General features: G+C 61.7%; 12 protein-coding genes. 9 read left to right on the forward strand and 3 right to left on the reverse strand.

The genetic code is table 11. The features are described from left to right. Positions 1 to 94: 94 nt before the first annotated feature. Positions 95 to 1,783, reverse strand: a complete 1,689-nt coding sequence (locus CIC12_RS16070; protein WP_168665080.1) for an NAD+ synthase — start codon at positions 1,781 to 1,783, stop codon at positions 95 to 97. Between the two features lie 132 nt (positions 1,784 to 1,915). On the opposite strand from CIC12_RS16070, the gene CIC12_RS16075 reads away from it, so the two are divergent. After that, a complete protein-coding gene (locus CIC12_RS16075) occupies positions 1,916 to 3,085 on the forward strand; it encodes a GNAT family N-acetyltransferase (RefSeq protein ID WP_168665081.1) in 1,170 nt (389 codons plus the stop codon). Between the two features lie 9 nt (positions 3,086 to 3,094). Further along, positions 3,095 to 3,421 carry a GIY-YIG nuclease family protein gene (locus CIC12_RS16080; RefSeq protein ID WP_168665082.1) on the forward strand — a complete coding sequence of 109 codons (327 nt, stop codon included), beginning with the start codon at positions 3,095 to 3,097 and terminating at the stop codon, positions 3,419 to 3,421. A gap of 15 nt (positions 3,422 to 3,436) precedes the next feature. On the opposite strand, the gene CIC12_RS16085 is transcribed toward CIC12_RS16080, so the two are convergent. Beyond that, positions 3,437 to 5,533: an FUSC family protein gene (locus CIC12_RS16085; RefSeq protein WP_168665084.1), complete on the reverse strand. Its 2,097-nt coding sequence runs from the start codon at positions 5,531 to 5,533 to the stop codon at positions 3,437 to 3,439. 313 nt (positions 5,534 to 5,846) lie between these two features. Next, a complete protein-coding gene (ppa, locus tag CIC12_RS16090; RefSeq protein ID WP_168665086.1) occupies positions 5,847 to 6,374 on the reverse strand; it encodes an inorganic diphosphatase in 528 nt (175 codons plus the stop codon). 311 nt (positions 6,375 to 6,685) lie between these two features. Between ppa and CIC12_RS16095 the strand changes: the two genes are divergently transcribed. The 7 genes from CIC12_RS16095 (at position 6,686) to CIC12_RS16125 (ending at position 14,252) form a co-directional block, all read left to right on the forward strand. After that, the gene (locus CIC12_RS16095) at positions 6,686 to 8,125 is read left to right on the forward strand and encodes an aldehyde dehydrogenase family protein (RefSeq protein WP_168665087.1); all 1,440 of its coding nucleotides are present in this window, start codon (positions 6,686 to 6,688) and stop codon (positions 8,123 to 8,125) included. 56 nt (positions 8,126 to 8,181) lie between these two features. Then, the gene (locus tag CIC12_RS16100; RefSeq protein ID WP_168665089.1) at positions 8,182 to 8,940 is read left to right on the forward strand and encodes an SDR family oxidoreductase; all 759 of its coding nucleotides are present in this window, start codon (positions 8,182 to 8,184) and stop codon (positions 8,938 to 8,940) included. A gap of 215 nt (positions 8,941 to 9,155) precedes the next feature. Continuing rightward, positions 9,156 to 10,472: an MFS transporter gene (locus CIC12_RS16105; RefSeq protein WP_168665091.1), complete on the forward strand. Its 1,317-nt coding sequence runs from the start codon at positions 9,156 to 9,158 to the stop codon at positions 10,470 to 10,472. Between the two features lie 601 nt (positions 10,473 to 11,073). After that, positions 11,074 to 11,859 carry a hypothetical protein gene (locus CIC12_RS16110; protein ID WP_168665093.1) on the forward strand — a complete coding sequence of 262 codons (786 nt, stop codon included), beginning with the start codon at positions 11,074 to 11,076 and terminating at the stop codon, positions 11,857 to 11,859. A gap of 462 nt (positions 11,860 to 12,321) precedes the next feature. Beyond that, positions 12,322 to 12,615, forward strand: coding sequence for a hypothetical protein (locus CIC12_RS32810; RefSeq protein WP_202984871.1), 294 nt, complete (start codon positions 12,322 to 12,324; stop codon positions 12,613 to 12,615). Positions 12,616 to 12,896: 281 nt separating this feature from the next. Next, positions 12,897 to 13,640, forward strand: coding sequence for a hypothetical protein (locus tag CIC12_RS16120; RefSeq protein WP_168665096.1), 744 nt, complete (start codon positions 12,897 to 12,899; stop codon positions 13,638 to 13,640). A 258-nt stretch (positions 13,641 to 13,898) separates the two neighbouring features. Further along, the gene (locus tag CIC12_RS16125) at positions 13,899 to 14,252 is read left to right on the forward strand and encodes a hypothetical protein (protein ID WP_238812656.1); all 354 of its coding nucleotides are present in this window, start codon (positions 13,899 to 13,901) and stop codon (positions 14,250 to 14,252) included. Positions 14,253 to 14,306 lie beyond the last annotated feature (54 nt).

Raw genomic sequence — 14,306 nt, forward strand, 5'->3', positions numbered from 1 at the left:
TGATTTTTATTCTACGCCGCGCCGGATGCATTGCGGCATTCCGGCGCGTGCTTCGGCGTTGCTTCGAGTGGCGGCAGCAGTGCTGCGCCGCGTCTTACTCCACCGGCTCGGTATAGCGTGAGGTGATCGGATAGCGCCAGTCGCGGCCAAACGCGCGATGCGTGACGCGAATGCCGATCGGCGCCTGACGGCGCTTGTACTCGTTGATCTTGATCAGGCGCGTGACGCGTTTCACGTCGTCGGCGGCATAGCCCGCGGCGATGATTTCAGCGAGCGAGCGGTCCTCCTCCATGTACATGCGCATGATCGCGTCGAGCACGTCGTATTCGGGCAGGCTGTCCTGATCGGTCTGGTTTTCGCGCAGTTCCGCCGACGGCGCGCGCGTCAGAATCCGCTCGGGAATCACGTCACGCTTCTCGAACGTCGTCGCTTCGTTGCGATAGCGGCACAAGCGGTACACGAGCGTCTTCGCGATGTCCTTGATGACCGCGAAGCCACCGGCCATGTCGCCGTACAACGTGCAATAGCCGACCGCCATCTCGCTCTTGTTGCCGGTGGTCAGCACGATCGAGCCGAACTTGTTCGACAGCGCCATCAGCAACGTGCCGCGAATGCGCGCCTGGATGTTCTCTTCGGTGGCGTCCTCAGCGCGGCCCGCGAATTCCTCGGCGAGCGCGCCGCGGAACGCTTCGAACATCGGCGCAATCGCGATTTCGTCGTAGCGCACGCCGACACGGCGGGCCATGTCGGCGGCGTCGGTGGTCGAGATGTCGGCTGTATAGCGCGAGGGCATCATCACCGCGCGCACGCGATCCGCGCCGAGCGCGTCGCACGCGACGGCCAGCACCAGCGCCGAATCCACCCCGCCCGACAGGCCGATCAACGCGCCAGGGAAACCGTTCTTGTTGATGTAGTCGCGCACGCCCATTACGAGCGCCGCATATACCTGTGCTTCGAGCGACTGCTCCGCGGCGATCGCGCCAGGCAGCGGTACACCGTTGTCGAATTCGACGATCGCGGTCGCTTCCTCGAACTGCGCCATCTTCGCGATCAACGCGCCTTGCGCATCCAGCACGAACGAACCACCGTCGAACACCAGCTCGTCCTGCGCGCCGACCATGTTCACGTAGACCATCGGCAGGCCGGTTTCGCGAATCCGCGCGCGCAGGATGTCGAAGCGCACCGCTTCCTTGTTCAGGTGGTACGGCGAGCCGTTCGGAATCAGCAGCACTTGCGCGCCCGCCGCCTTCGCCATCTGCGCGGCCGACGCATGCCATGCGTCTTCGCAGATCACGACGCCGTACTTCACGCCGTCGAGATCGAACACGAACGGTTGCGGGTCGGACGCGAAGTAGCGCTTTTCGTCGAACACTTCGGTATTGGGCAAATCCTGCTTGCGGTAGGTGCCCTTGACTTCGCCGTCGACGATCAGCGACGCCGCGTTGAACGTATCGACCGGCGGCACGCCGCGCTCGATCGGCGCGTTTGCATTACCATGGCCGTGCGCTGCGTCGCGTGAAGGATGGCCGACGATCACGTGCAAGCCGCTGAACGGTTTGAGTTGCACAGCGAGATCGGCCAACGCCGCCGCGCTCGCGGTATAAAACGCGGGACGCAGCAACAGATCTTCGGGCGGATAGCCGGACAGCGCGAGTTCCGGCGCGATCAGCAGCTTCGCACCATCGTTGTGCGCCGCGCGTGCGGCGGCGACAATCCTGGCGACGTTGCCGGCGAAGTCGCCGACAGTGACATTGATTTGAGCAAGAGCGATTCGGGTCTTCATGGCAGGATCGACAGGCAAGCCGGGTGGCTTGCGAGTACCGCGGCTGGTTGGCTCGACGGAATGGACAAATCGGATAAACAAACGACGCGGTCATCACGACACCGCGCCGCTCATTGGGAACAGTCACACAGATTGAACCAGGAACGCTTCGATTATCGCACGGGCATTCTGGCGTCGCCCTCCGAGGTGGACGCCGCTGAATGGAATGCCCTCCTCGCGCAGCAGTCGCAACCCACGCCGTTTCTGCGGCACGAGTTTCTGAGCGCGCTGCATGCGACCCAATGCGCGGTCGCCGATACCGGCTGGGCGCCGCAATTCGTCACGCTGACCGACGCGCGCACGGGCAAGCTCGCGGCGGCCGCGCCGGTGTATCTGAAGGGGCACTCGTACGGCGAGTATGTGTTCGATTGGGCGTGGGCCGATGCGTACAAGCGCAACGGTTTGCCGTATTACCCGAAGCTGCTGTGCGCGGTGCCGTTCACACCGGTGCAGGGCAACCGCTTGCTTTCGACCGATGCGCACGCGTTGCGGCATCTCGCGGCCACGCTGATGGCGTTCGCGGAGCAGGCCGACGTGTCGTCGCTGCACGTGCTGTTTCCCACCGAGACCGAAGCAAACGCGCTCACCGGCATGGGCATGATGCAGCGCGAAGGCGTGCAGTTTCATTGGCTCAACGACGGCTATCGCGACTTCGACGATTTCCTCTCGACGCTCGAACAGAAGAAGCGCAAGAACATTCGCGCCGAACGACGCAAGGTGCACGACGCCGGCGTGACGATGCGGCGGATTCGCGGCGAAGACATTCAGGACGCGGACTGGCGTTTCTTCAGCAAGTGTTATCGGCAGACGTATCGTGAACACTTTTCGAGTCCGTATCTGAACCTCGATTTCTTCCGCATGATCGGCGCGACGATGCCGGAGAATCTGCTGCTCGTGATCGCTGAATACGAAGGCAAGCCGATTGCGAGTTCGCTCGTGGTGTATCAACGCGACGCGGCAACTGGCGGCACTTTGTATGGCCGCTACTGGGGCGCGCTGGAACACGTGCCGTGTCTGCACTTTGAAACCGCGTACTACCAGCCGCTCGAATTCTGCATCGAGGAGAAGCTCGGCGCGTTCGAAGGCGGCGCGCAAGGTGAACATAAAATGGCGCGCGGCTTCCTGCCCACGGTGACGCGCTCCGCGCATTGGCTCGCGCATCCCGCGTTCGCCGATGCGGTCGGCCATTTCCTCGACAACGAAAAGAACAGCATCCACGCCTACGTGGACGAGCTGCGCGAACACAATCCGTTCAAAGGGTAAAGCGCGTTTATGGCGTGGTTTGTTTATCTGCTCGAATGCTCGGACGGCAGCGTCTATACCGGCATCGCCGTCGACGTGCAGGCGCGTTTCGACAAGCACATGAGCGGCATGGGCGCACGTTATACGCGCTCGCGCAAGCCGGTGCGGGTGCTGGCGTCGTTCGAACTCGCGGACCGGTCGAGCGCGTCGCGGGCGGAGTATTGGGTCAAGCGCTTGTCGGCGGTCGACAAGCGCGCGCTGGCGGCGGGGTTGCGCACGATTGAATCGGTAGTGCCGGCGGCCGAACCCGAACCGGCTGTCGTTGCAGAGGATCAGGGGGAACGTGGCGCTGCGTGACTCACCCGCTGCCCACTACCCCCTCGCCTCCCGCATCCTCTCGGTCAACAATCGCTGCATCCGCGCCAGCTCGCCCACCGCATCGGCCTCCAGCGACGTCAACGTGTCCCGCGCGGGAAGCTCATGCCGCACCGGCCGCAGGGTTCGATTCAACGCGGCGTCGATATCGGCGCTCACCTGCGCGACCCATTCGCCCAGTCCATCGTGCCGGTCGCGCCGGTTCGTACTCAGACGCAACTGCGTCGCGGTCCCGGCCATCCTGCGTAACAGGCTGAGCACCGTCAGCGTGACGGTATCGACGAGCGAGTCCTCGAGTTTTTCGAGGCGAATCCGTCCGATCGCTTCTTCGGCGTTATTGCTGCCGAGACCGGCGGCGCGGCGCAAACGCTCCATGTCCTTCGCGCTGCGATGTGGCGACTCCAGCGCGGCACGCAGATACGCCACATTCGCACGCACCGCCTCGCTCAGCCAGGCGCGGTAGTCGGCCTTTTCACGCGTCGGCCACAGATAGAACGTCGCGAGCAGCGCGAGCACGCAGCCGAGCACGTTGTTGCCGAGCCGCGTGAGCGCGAACGAGAATTCGTTGGCGCCCGGCGTCGCGAAGTCGGCGACGAGCACGAAGGTCGGCGTGAGGAACAGCACGAAGAGGCTATAGCTGACAGGCCGCAGCGCCATCGTCGCCATCACCAGTGGGAAGACCGCGAGCGAGATGCCGAGTGGCGAATGAATCGCGTAGCCGATCCCCGCCGCGAGCACCCCGCCGACGATGCTGCCCGCCGCGCGCTCGATGCTGCGCGGCCAGGTCGCGGAAATCGAGGGCTGCAGGATCAGCAGCGTCGCCATCGTGGCCCAATAGCCGAACGGCAGCCCGAGCGCGCGAATTACCAGAAAGCCCGCCGTGGTCGTCACACCGACGCGCGCCGCGTGCCGCAGCCCGACCGACTGGCTCGACAGATTGGCCTTGAGCGTCGCCCAGGCGCGCGCCGCGAGACGGGCCGCGCTGTCGCGCCACGATTCGGGCTGTGCATAGCGCGGCGCGAAATCGACCAGTTCGAAATCGGACTGCAGCTTCACGGGTTCCATCAACGCGCTTTCGAGGCGCGTCGCGAGACGGCGCAAGCGCTGCTGCAAATCTGCGATCCGGTCCCAGCGCGCGTCGCTGGTCGCGGCGGCGATGCCGCGCAGCACCTCGCCGAGCGCACTCAGAAGGCGTGTCGCGCGCTTCGCTCGCCAGGCCTCGTCGGGGACTTTCTCACTCGCGCCGGACACGGCGATCAGATACGCGAACAACGCTTCGCCATCGGTCAGCAAGCCGAGCAGCGTGTCGTAGACCTGACGGCCATTCGCGCGCGACGCGGGCACCTTCGCCAGCGCCTCGCGCGAGCGCTCCAGCGCGGCGCGCGCATCGGCGCGGAATTTCGCGGCATGCGTGGCCCATTCGCGCGGCGGCGCGCGATGCTCCAGCAAACGCGCGCTGTCCAACGCGATGTCCGCGAGCCGCAGATACACGGCGCGCAGCGTCGAGCGGCTTGCGCCGAACGGATGAATGCGCCACACGCTCAAACTGAGCGCGACGGCAAACAGGCAGCCCACCAGATACACGCCGAGAAACGCAAGGCCGGCGCGTGCGTCGTGCATCGGGCGGTCCACCATCACCACGCAGGCGGTCGCCGCGAGAATCGTCACCTGTGAGGTGGCCGCGCCCCAGATGCGACCGAACGCGCCGAGCGTCGTGAACACGAGCACCGCGAGCGCCGCGAACCCGGCCCCGGCACCGGAGGCAAACGAGGTGAGGCCGCCGCACAGCGTCGAGAGCAACGCGAAGCCCATCATCGATGCAAAGCGCGCGCGGTTGGAACCGGCGGCATCGGCGAGACAGGTCCAGAACGCGCCGATCGCGGCCCACGCGAAGGTCGGATCGTGCAGCAGGTTACCCACCGCGAGCATCGCCGTGGAGACGCACGCCGCCCTCAGCCCTTCCGACAGACTGGCCTCGCTCGTCGCGAACGACACCATCCAGACCGGCCGCTTGCGATAGATCATCGTGACGAGCGCATACAAGCGGCTTGACCAGCGTGACGACGTCGATGGGTGGGGCTTGCGGTTCATCATCCGGGCGGTGGTTCCTGAAACGCGTCTTGGGGTGTTGCGGTTCACGCTACGTTGCGCGCTGATCCAAGTCGATGGCTTGCGGCGATGATAAGGGTTTACACCTAAATATAAAAATGCCTTCGCTTCATCCCCGTGATGCGCTGCGTCTATACGCGCAGCCCACAGCGGACGCAGCGCGGCAGCCCATGCCTGTCATCCGGCCAAGCGACGCTTTGCGACGCGCAAGAAAAAACCGCACGGCCCTTGCGGACTCGCGCGGTTTTCTACAAACAGAACAGCAGCCGGTCTATCGATTAACCGGCATCAAGCTCGCTTACTTGCCGAAGTTAGCCACGCCTTCGCTGATTTCCTTATGCGCGGCTTCGATGCCCGCCCAGCCTTCGACCTTCACCCACTTGCCCTTCTCCAGCGCCTTGTATTGCTCGAAGAAGTGCTTGATCTGGTCTTTCAGGTAAGCCGGGACGTCGTCGATCGACTTGAGGTCGGCGGTCATCGGGCAGACCTTGTCGTGCGCGACGGCGACCAGCTTCGCGTCCACGCCCGATTCGTCGGTCATCTGCAGCATGCCGAGCGCACGTGCGCGGACCACCGAGCCAGCCAGCAGTGGGAACGGCGTGAGCACCAGCACATCGACCGGGTCGCCGTCGCCCGACAGCGTTTGCGGGATGTAACCGTAGTTCGCCGGATAGCGCATGCCGGTGCCGATGAAACGGTCGACGTGAAGCAGGCCCGTTTCCTTGTCGGCTTCGTACTTCACCGGATCGCTTTGCGCCGGGATTTCGATGATGACGTTGAAATCGTGCGGAAGGTCTTTGCCTGCGGGGACGTGATTGAAGCTCATGAGCGCTCTCTGATCAGGATGAAAGTCGGGACACGCGTGCGGCGCGCTGGCTCGATTCGTTGGTCCCGCGTGAATCTTGTGTGGACCGGGCGTCGAGCGGCATTGCGCACCGAACAGTGCGGAATGCGCCATTATAGCCGCTCGGACGTTGGCACCTGGCCGGGGATCGGCGCGATAATCGTTCTGCGTCTGCCGCTCGCGTCACGCGTTTGCCTCACCCGATTGCGTCTCTCGCTTGTGCCTCACCTGTATCTCTCGTTTGTTAATACCGCGTCGCCGGACATGGCTCGCGCGAACATCAAGGAGCATGCATGGAAGAAGCCCGACACTTCATCGGCGGCGAGTGGTCCGCCGCATCCGGCGGCGACACGATCGCCGTGCTCGATCCCTCCGACGGCCAGCCGTTCACGCGCATCGCACGCGGCACTTCGGCCGATATCGACACCGCAGTGCAGGCCGCGCGCCGCGCGTTCGAGGGCGCGTGGGGCGCGGCGAGCGCCGCCGAGCGCGGACGCGTGCTGTACCGGCTGTCGATGCTGGTGGCCGCGCGCCAGGAAGAAATCGCGCAACTCGAAGCGCGCGACACGGGCAAGCCGCTCAAGCAGGCGCGCGCCGATTCCGCCGCCCTCGTACGCTATTTCGAGTTCTACGCGGGCGCCGCCGACAAGCTGCACGGCGAAACCCTGCCCTACCAGAATGGCTACACGGTGCTGACGATCCGCGAGCCGCACGGCGTGACCGGCCACATCGTGCCGTGGAACTATCCGATGCAGATTTTCGGGCGCAGCGTAGGCGCGGCGCTTGCAACCGGCAACGCGTGCGTCGTCAAACCCGCCGAAGATGCGTGCCTCTCCGTGCTGCGCGTCGCCGAACTCGCCGCCGAGGCGGGCTTGCCGGCCGGCGCACTGAACATCGTCACCGGCTATGGGTACGAAGCGGGCGCCGCGCTTGCTAGCCATGCTGGCATCGATCACATCTCGTTCACCGGGTCGCCGGAAACCGGCAAGGCAGTCGCGCAAATGGCCGCCGAAAACCACCTGCCCGTCACGCTGGAACTCGGCGGCAAGTCGCCGCAAATCGTTTTCGCCGACGCCGACCTCGATGCGGCGCTGCCCGTGCTGGTCGCAGCGATCGTTCAGAACGCCGGGCAAACCTGTTCGGCGGGCAGCCGCGTGCTGATCGACCGGGCGATTTACGAACCTCTGCTCGACCGCTTAAGCGGCGCATTCAACGCGCTGCGCGTGGGGCCTTCGCAGGCCGATCTCGACTGCGGTCCGCTGATCAACGCGAAACAGCAGCAGCGCGTGTGGGACTTCCTCTCCGATGCGCAGCACGACGGCATCGCGATGGCCGCACACGGCGAAGTGATTCCCGAGGCGCCGGAAAGTGGCTTCTATCAGGCGCCGACGCTGCTGCGCGACGTGCCCGCGAGCCACCGCCTCGCGCGCGACGAAGTGTTCGGCCCAGTGCTCGCCGCGATGTCCTTCAGTGACGAAGACGAAGCGCTCGCTTTAGCCAACGGCACGCAATACGGACTGGTGGCCGGCATCTGGACGCGCGACGGCGCACGCCAGATGCGTCTCGCGCGGCGTTTGCGCTCCGGCCAGGTGTTCATCAACAACTATGGCGCGGGCGGCGGCGTCGAATTGCCGTTCGGCGGCGTCAGGCATTCGGGGCATGGGCGCGAGAAAGGATTTGAGGCGCTGTATGGCTTCACCGTGCTGAAGACGATCGCGATCCGGCACGGCTAGCGGCCAAAGACCAAGAGCTAAGCGCAACACCATCCACAACAAGCAACGGAGACATCATGCGGTTGACAGGTAAAACGGCCATCGTCACGGGTGGCGGCTCGGGTTTCGGTGAAGGCATTGCGAAGACCTATGCGCGCGAAGGCGCGAACGTCGTGGTCAACGATTTGAACGGCGCGGCCGCCGAACGTGTGGCGAGCGAGATCGCGCTGGCCGGCGGCAAGGCCATTGCGGTCGCCGGCAACGTCGCGCAGCAGGACGACTGGCGCAAGCTGCGCGAGGCCGCGCTCGAAGACTTCGGCAGCGTGCAGATCGTCGTCAACAACGCGGGGACCACGCATCGCAACAAGCCGGTGCTCGAAGTGACCGAAGCCGAGTTCGACCGCGTCTACGCGGTGAACGTCAAAAGCATCTACTGGAGCGTGCAGGAGTTCGTGCCGTATTTCCGCGAGCAAGGCGGCGGCTGCTTCATCAACATTGCGTCGACGGCGGGTGTGCGGCCAAGGCCGGGGCTCGTCTGGTACAACGGCAGCAAGGGCGCGGTGATTATCGCGAGCAAGTCGCTGGCCGTCGAACTCGGCCCGGACCGGATTCGCGTGAACTGCGTGAATCCGGTGATCGGCGAAACGGCGCTGCTCTCCGAGTTCATGGGCGTCGAAGATACGCCGCAAAATCGCCAGCGTTTTCTGGCGGGCATTCCGCTTGGGCGCTTTTCGACGCCGCAGGATATTGCGAATGCCGCGCTGTATCTGGCTTCGGATGAGGCGGAGTTCATTACCGGCGTGTGCCTCGAAGTGGATGGCGGGCGCTGCGTGTAAGCGCGTGCCCGCCTGACGTGAGCGTGCCCGCGCGTGCGGGCACGCTCACGCGCGGCCCTCGCGATGTCAGTGTTTTCCCCCGGTATTGATTCGTCATGCAAAGCACCGGGCGCGGCTAGAATCGGTCCACCAGCAATTCATGAATGATCCAGAAGCGGTCTTAAAGCGCGGTCCAAGCTGTCGGCACTTCAATTCCACAAAAAAGAGGAGACATCATGGCTAGTCCTGCCAATCCGTTGCAGCGTCCCGGTGCGGGGGCGCCTTCCACCTTCGAGGAGGCCACCTACCGGAAGGTGAGCTGGCGGCTCGCGCCGCTGCTGATGCTGTGCTACGTGGTCGCGTATCTGGACCGCGTGAACGTCGGCTTCGCCAAGTTGCAGATGACGAGCGACCTCGGCCTGAGCGATGCGGTGTACGGCTTCGGCGCGGGGATTTTCTTCGTCGGCTATTTCATCTTCGAAATTCCGAGCAACGTGATCCTGCACAAGGTGGGCGCGCGGGTGTGGATTGCGCGGATCATGGTGTCGTGGGGCATCATTTCGATGCTGACGATGTTCGTCACCACGCCGACCATGTTCTACGTGATGCGCTTTCTGCTCGGGCTGGCCGAAGCGGGGTTCTTCCCCGGCATCATCCTTTATCTCACTTACTGGTATCCGGCGCACCGGCGCGGGCGCATGACCACCTGGTTCATGACGGCGATTGCGCTGTCGGGTGTGATTGGCGGGCCGGTGTCGGGTTATATCCTGAAGAGCTTTAACGGCGTGAACGGATGGCATGGCTGGCAGTGGCTGTTTCTGCTCGAAGGGATTCCGTCGGTGATCGTCGGCGTGATGGTGTTCGTGATGCTGGATGACCGGATTGCGAACGCGAAGTGGCTGACGAAGGAAGAGCAGCAATTGCTCGAGCGTCAGGTGTCGGCGGAGGAAGCGACCAAGCACGACATGCCGATTCGTCAGGTCCTCACGAATGGGCGTGTGTTGATGTTCAGCCTCACGTACTTTTCGTTCGTGATGGGCTTGTATGGGGTGAGCTTCTGGTTGCCGACGATTATCAAGGCGACTGGCGTGACCGATGCGTTCATGATCGGGCTGTTGTCGGCGATTCCGTTTGCGGCGGCGGTTGTCGCGATGGTGCTGGTGGCGCGGAGTGCGGATCGGCAGAGGGAGCGGCGGTGGCATATTGCGTTGCCGGCGTTTGCGGGGGCTGTTGGGTTGGTGCTTTCTGTTGTTTGGGCGCATAACACCGTGTTGGCGATGGCGTCGCTTACTCTGGCTACGATGGGGATTCTTACTACCCTGCCGCTGTTCTGGAGTTTGCCTACGGCGATTCTGGCGGGGACTGGGGCGGCGGCGGGGATTGCGATGATTAATTCTATTGGCAACCTCGCCGGGTTTCTTAGTCCTTATGCAGTGGGGTGGTTGAAGCAGGCTACGGCGGCTAATGATTCGGGGATGTATATGCTTGCCGCGTTTATGATTCTTGGTGGGCTGCTGGCGATTAGTGTGCCGGCTAGGATGGTTAATAAGTGAAGGGGTGAGTTGCGGGCCTTGGCGGTGATCTACTGCCGAGGCTTTACGTTGGCTGCGAATGAGCGAACGCTTGATCGTTGCAAACGACCGCTTCGACAAATGCCCGCCGACTCCTGCCAACGGCATGAGGCGATATTCGGCCATGAACGGCCGTTCGACACTGCCGGCGTAAATCGCTGACAATGTGGCGAATTCACACCCTGGAAGCTGAACGATGAAATGCCGGATATGTGGACGAGCACTCGATCAGCCGGACGATCCCTTGTCGATGAACTGTGGCGGTGACTGTTGGGCTTGCGTCGGCGAGATTGAGGCCGATCTAGGCAATGCGGAATCGATCGAGCGGGTCCGAGAGGAATGCGTTCGCGGGCTTCGCCCGGGATGGATAGACCCAGTGAAGTAGTGACCACCAATCTCGTGTTCGCGTCACTGTCGGCCAGTAGCAGTCGCTCGTCGCAAGCGATAAAAACTTGCTCTAAGCTGTACTTCGCGAAATACCGCGGTGCGTTCAGATTCGCGCGCTCAATCATTGAGCCAGTACGCGTCAAAGCCAGGTAGCGGTCCAACCCTTATATACTTTCCGCGCTTATACGGACCCGCCATGACGATCAAGCAGACCCGGAAGGACCACCTGAAATCGCTTTGGGCGGAGGAGTTATGGGGGAAATGGGTAGGGCTGGTCTGGTTCGTATTGACCACGTTTCCATTCGTCCGCGACGAGTTTTGGCGACCGACCGATGAGAGTCGCTGGAAACTGATCGGCCTAGTCCCCCATTGGCCGTTACCGATATGGGCAACTATTACGCTCGCTCTGCTGCTTGTATGGGTGTACGAGGCCTCGTACCAGTCATCGGCTAAAGACAAAGCACGTCTGTCAATTTACGAAGCGCCGTCGCCTATCGAAATCATCTTCGATACCACCAACCGCCAGCGCCGCTTTTGGTCAATTGAGACTGTTATGAAATCCGACAATACAGTCAGTCACAACTACTATCGGTACTCCGTTGCGATCCGGAATACTGGCGGACGTACACTCCGAGACGTCCAAGTGGTTTGCGAACTGACTGGGGAATTGAGGAATAGCCCATCTGCCGGGCAGTTTGAGATGACGAAGGAACAAAACACGGACCTTCACCCCGGTGACGAGCGATTTGTCACGGTCTTCACCTGGGCGTACCCGGCGATCCAGCCGGGCATGCTCGCCGGTGCGTCTGCGAAATGGGGGTATGGAAACGTCAAGGTCAGTGTTAGCGCGACGGATATGCGCGTGACTACGCGCACGTTCGATTTCGACTTCACAAAAGAGCCCATGTTATTTGATCCACCTGCGGACGGCCAAAGCGACCCCGACGCCATTAACCCTTTCCGCGCTTCAGGATCGGCCTGATGGCCTCGTTATTATCCTCATAAGGCTTGAAAAAACGCAGCCCTCGATATTGGTTCGGTTGCGATACAGTGTCCCCATTCTACAAATACAACTAAGAACGGACCATGTTTAAAGAAATCCAGTGGGGACGTGGCCTAACGCGACTCTGGGCCGTGATCACGGTGCTTTGGCTTCGCGAGCAGTTACAACAGGAGTTAAAGCAGTGCGGTGCGAAGCTCTCTCTCTCGGAATACGCGTGAGGATCCAATTGCTGGACCCCGCAACGCGCGTACGTATAAACCTATCGGACGAATGTTGATGAGTAGGCCTGTAATTCCAAACATGCGAATGTGGCCGCGCAATCTCAGCGCTGCGCAGGGTGGCGGATTGTCGACCGGTCAGTACGGTGGTATGTCCACATCGCAATACGGAGGAGCTTCGACCTCCCAGTACGGAGGGTTATCCACCTCGCAATACGGAGGTATGTCCACTTCCCAGTACGGAGGGCTCTCGACAGCTCAATATGGCGGTCTTTCTACTGCGCAGTATGGTGGTCTATCCACAGCGCAGTACGGCGGTCTCTCTACTGCACAATACGGCGGCCTTTCCACTGCGCAGGGCGGCGGCATGTCTACCTCATCTGGCAGCGTGTATACGAGCAACATCCCGCCATGGCCTTACTTTGTTCGGGAGTTGGAGATGCGTGGGTATCAGCAGCAAGCTGATCTCATTCGTCAGTACCTGCCGCAACGTCTATGGCCTGAAAATTTTTTCTAGGGTAAAACCTATCAATTCTTTCAACCCGATGCCGCTTTGCTCTGCCGTTGACAGGCGACTCCGGGGCGGCTCTTGCCGTCTGCGTCGGGCAGCAGGCGGCCAACTTCGGCCGCTCGACAGCGAGGCCTACATTGTCGACAATTGCACGGTTATCCCGATAGGCCCCGAGCAAATCGGCTCCTACGATCGAGCAAGTCCTCGCTTCTCGCAGCTGCCGCCCAATGCAACCCTTCGTTCAAGCGGCGGCATGACGGCGCCGCTTAATTCAAACGTTAGATGCTATGAAAACCATCGCCGTGTGCCCAGATTGCATTCAAGAAGCATCAAAGGATGGGAGGCAGCCCAAGTTCAATCCCATAGCTGGCGAACTCGATGACAATGGCATGATTCATGTCACCTGCGACCGAGGGCACAGGGGAGTCGTTCTATACAACGCCCGCAGATACGAAGTACTCGTGAAATCAGCCGCTCGTGCAGCGCTCGACGGATATACAAATGAAGTCGTAGCCGTTATGTCCACGGCACTAGAACGCATGTACGAGTTCTACATCCGTGTCTCGTCCCGGGCAAAGGGAGTGCCGGAAGAAACGGTTGAGTTGGCTTGGAAGAATGTCTCAGCGCAGTCAGAACGCCAATTTGGTGCATTTCAGTTCCTCTACATGCTTGACCAGAGCCGCCCGTTCAAGCTTGAGCCACGCATTACCGAGACGCGCAACAAAGTCGTCCACCGAGGCAAGATTGTGCGGGAGGCTGAGGCACTCGAGTTTGCTGAAAATGTCTATGGCGTAATCCAGCACCTTCAGACAGAGCTTCAATCGAAGTTTCCCAAATGCGTAGCCGCAGAGGCCGAGCGGGAGATGAAAGTCCAGCAGTCGCAAGTGCCGGATGGTGTTAACCACATCAAAATGTCCAACGCCACCGTGAATGTGGACAAGTCTAAGAACGAGGGCATCGGAGTCGTGACCAAGTTCATTGAGCATGTTGCAGCCATACATCAGACGCGCGAGCGCGGCTTTCCCGCATAGCATCAAAAATTCGTCCAAATCGACCACCACTTCGTGATGGTGGTTTAGCTCAGGGGCTGGTTGAATCCACCGTCGAACTGAGCCGTTCGCCACGCGACAACAGACGCCGGGATAAGTGCAAAACGCATGAGTCATGCAGTCGGCCATTTTAAGACGCTCAAAGGATTGCGGGAATCGCCAACAACCGGTGCTCCGCTCCGTCGGTTAATCGCTCGCTTCTGTCGTTTACACTGCTTCCGGGTAAGTTTTCGGAGACCGATGATGAACGAGATCGAAGCTTTAGCGGCTCGGATTGACCATGAAAGGGATGTTGATGCACTGCGCATCGGGATTGCGGACCTGACCTCTCGTTTGATCCGAGAGCGGCGTGACAACCTTGGCTATTGGGAAAAGCACTGGTTTGCGCAGACGCTTGCCGCTCTCGCGTGGAATATCGGAGGCGGGCATCGCGACTCAACCGCTTGGCTTCGCCTGTCTCTTGTGGCGCTCGAAACGGCACTGACACCGCAGGACCGACGCAACGAAAATTACACTCCGCGAAACGCGGCTGTAGAGGCGTTGACAGCAGACACGCTGCTTGCCAATGTGCGGGCGCTTGGGGCAAGTGTTTAGGTTCTGCAGGGGCAGGACCGCTGCCGAAAATGATAGGCCATAAAATGGGAGGCA

The organism is Paraburkholderia sp. SG-MS1 (assembly GCF_012275575.1).
Taxonomy (GTDB): Bacteria; Pseudomonadota; Gammaproteobacteria; order Burkholderiales; family Burkholderiaceae; genus Paraburkholderia.

Excerpts from the sequence above, each read along its gene's own strand:
- CIC12_RS16070 (WP_168665080.1), bottom strand. The coding sequence starts at position 1,783 with ATGAAGACCCGAATCGCTCTTGCTCAAATCAATGTCACTGTCGGCGAC.
- CIC12_RS16080 (WP_168665082.1), top strand. The coding sequence starts at position 3,095 with ATGGCGTGGTTTGTTTATCTGCTCGAATGCTCGGACGGCAGCGTCTAT.
- CIC12_RS16085 (WP_168665084.1), bottom strand. The coding sequence starts at position 5,533 with ATGATGAACCGCAAGCCCCACCCATCGACGTCGTCACGCTGGTCAAGC.
- ppa (WP_168665086.1), bottom strand. The coding sequence starts at position 6,374 with ATGAGCTTCAATCACGTCCCCGCAGGCAAAGACCTTCCGCACGATTTC.
- CIC12_RS16095 (WP_168665087.1), top strand. The coding sequence starts at position 6,686 with ATGGAAGAAGCCCGACACTTCATCGGCGGCGAGTGGTCCGCCGCATCC.
- CIC12_RS16100 (WP_168665089.1), top strand. The coding sequence starts at position 8,182 with ATGCGGTTGACAGGTAAAACGGCCATCGTCACGGGTGGCGGCTCGGGT.
- CIC12_RS16105 (WP_168665091.1), top strand. The coding sequence starts at position 9,156 with ATGGCTAGTCCTGCCAATCCGTTGCAGCGTCCCGGTGCGGGGGCGCCT.
- CIC12_RS16110 (WP_168665093.1), top strand. The coding sequence starts at position 11,074 with ATGACGATCAAGCAGACCCGGAAGGACCACCTGAAATCGCTTTGGGCG.
- CIC12_RS32810 (WP_202984871.1), top strand. The coding sequence starts at position 12,322 with ATGTCCACTTCCCAGTACGGAGGGCTCTCGACAGCTCAATATGGCGGT.
- CIC12_RS16120 (WP_168665096.1), top strand. The coding sequence starts at position 12,897 with ATGAAAACCATCGCCGTGTGCCCAGATTGCATTCAAGAAGCATCAAAG.
- CIC12_RS16125 (WP_238812656.1), top strand. The coding sequence starts at position 13,899 with ATGATGAACGAGATCGAAGCTTTAGCGGCTCGGATTGACCATGAAAGG.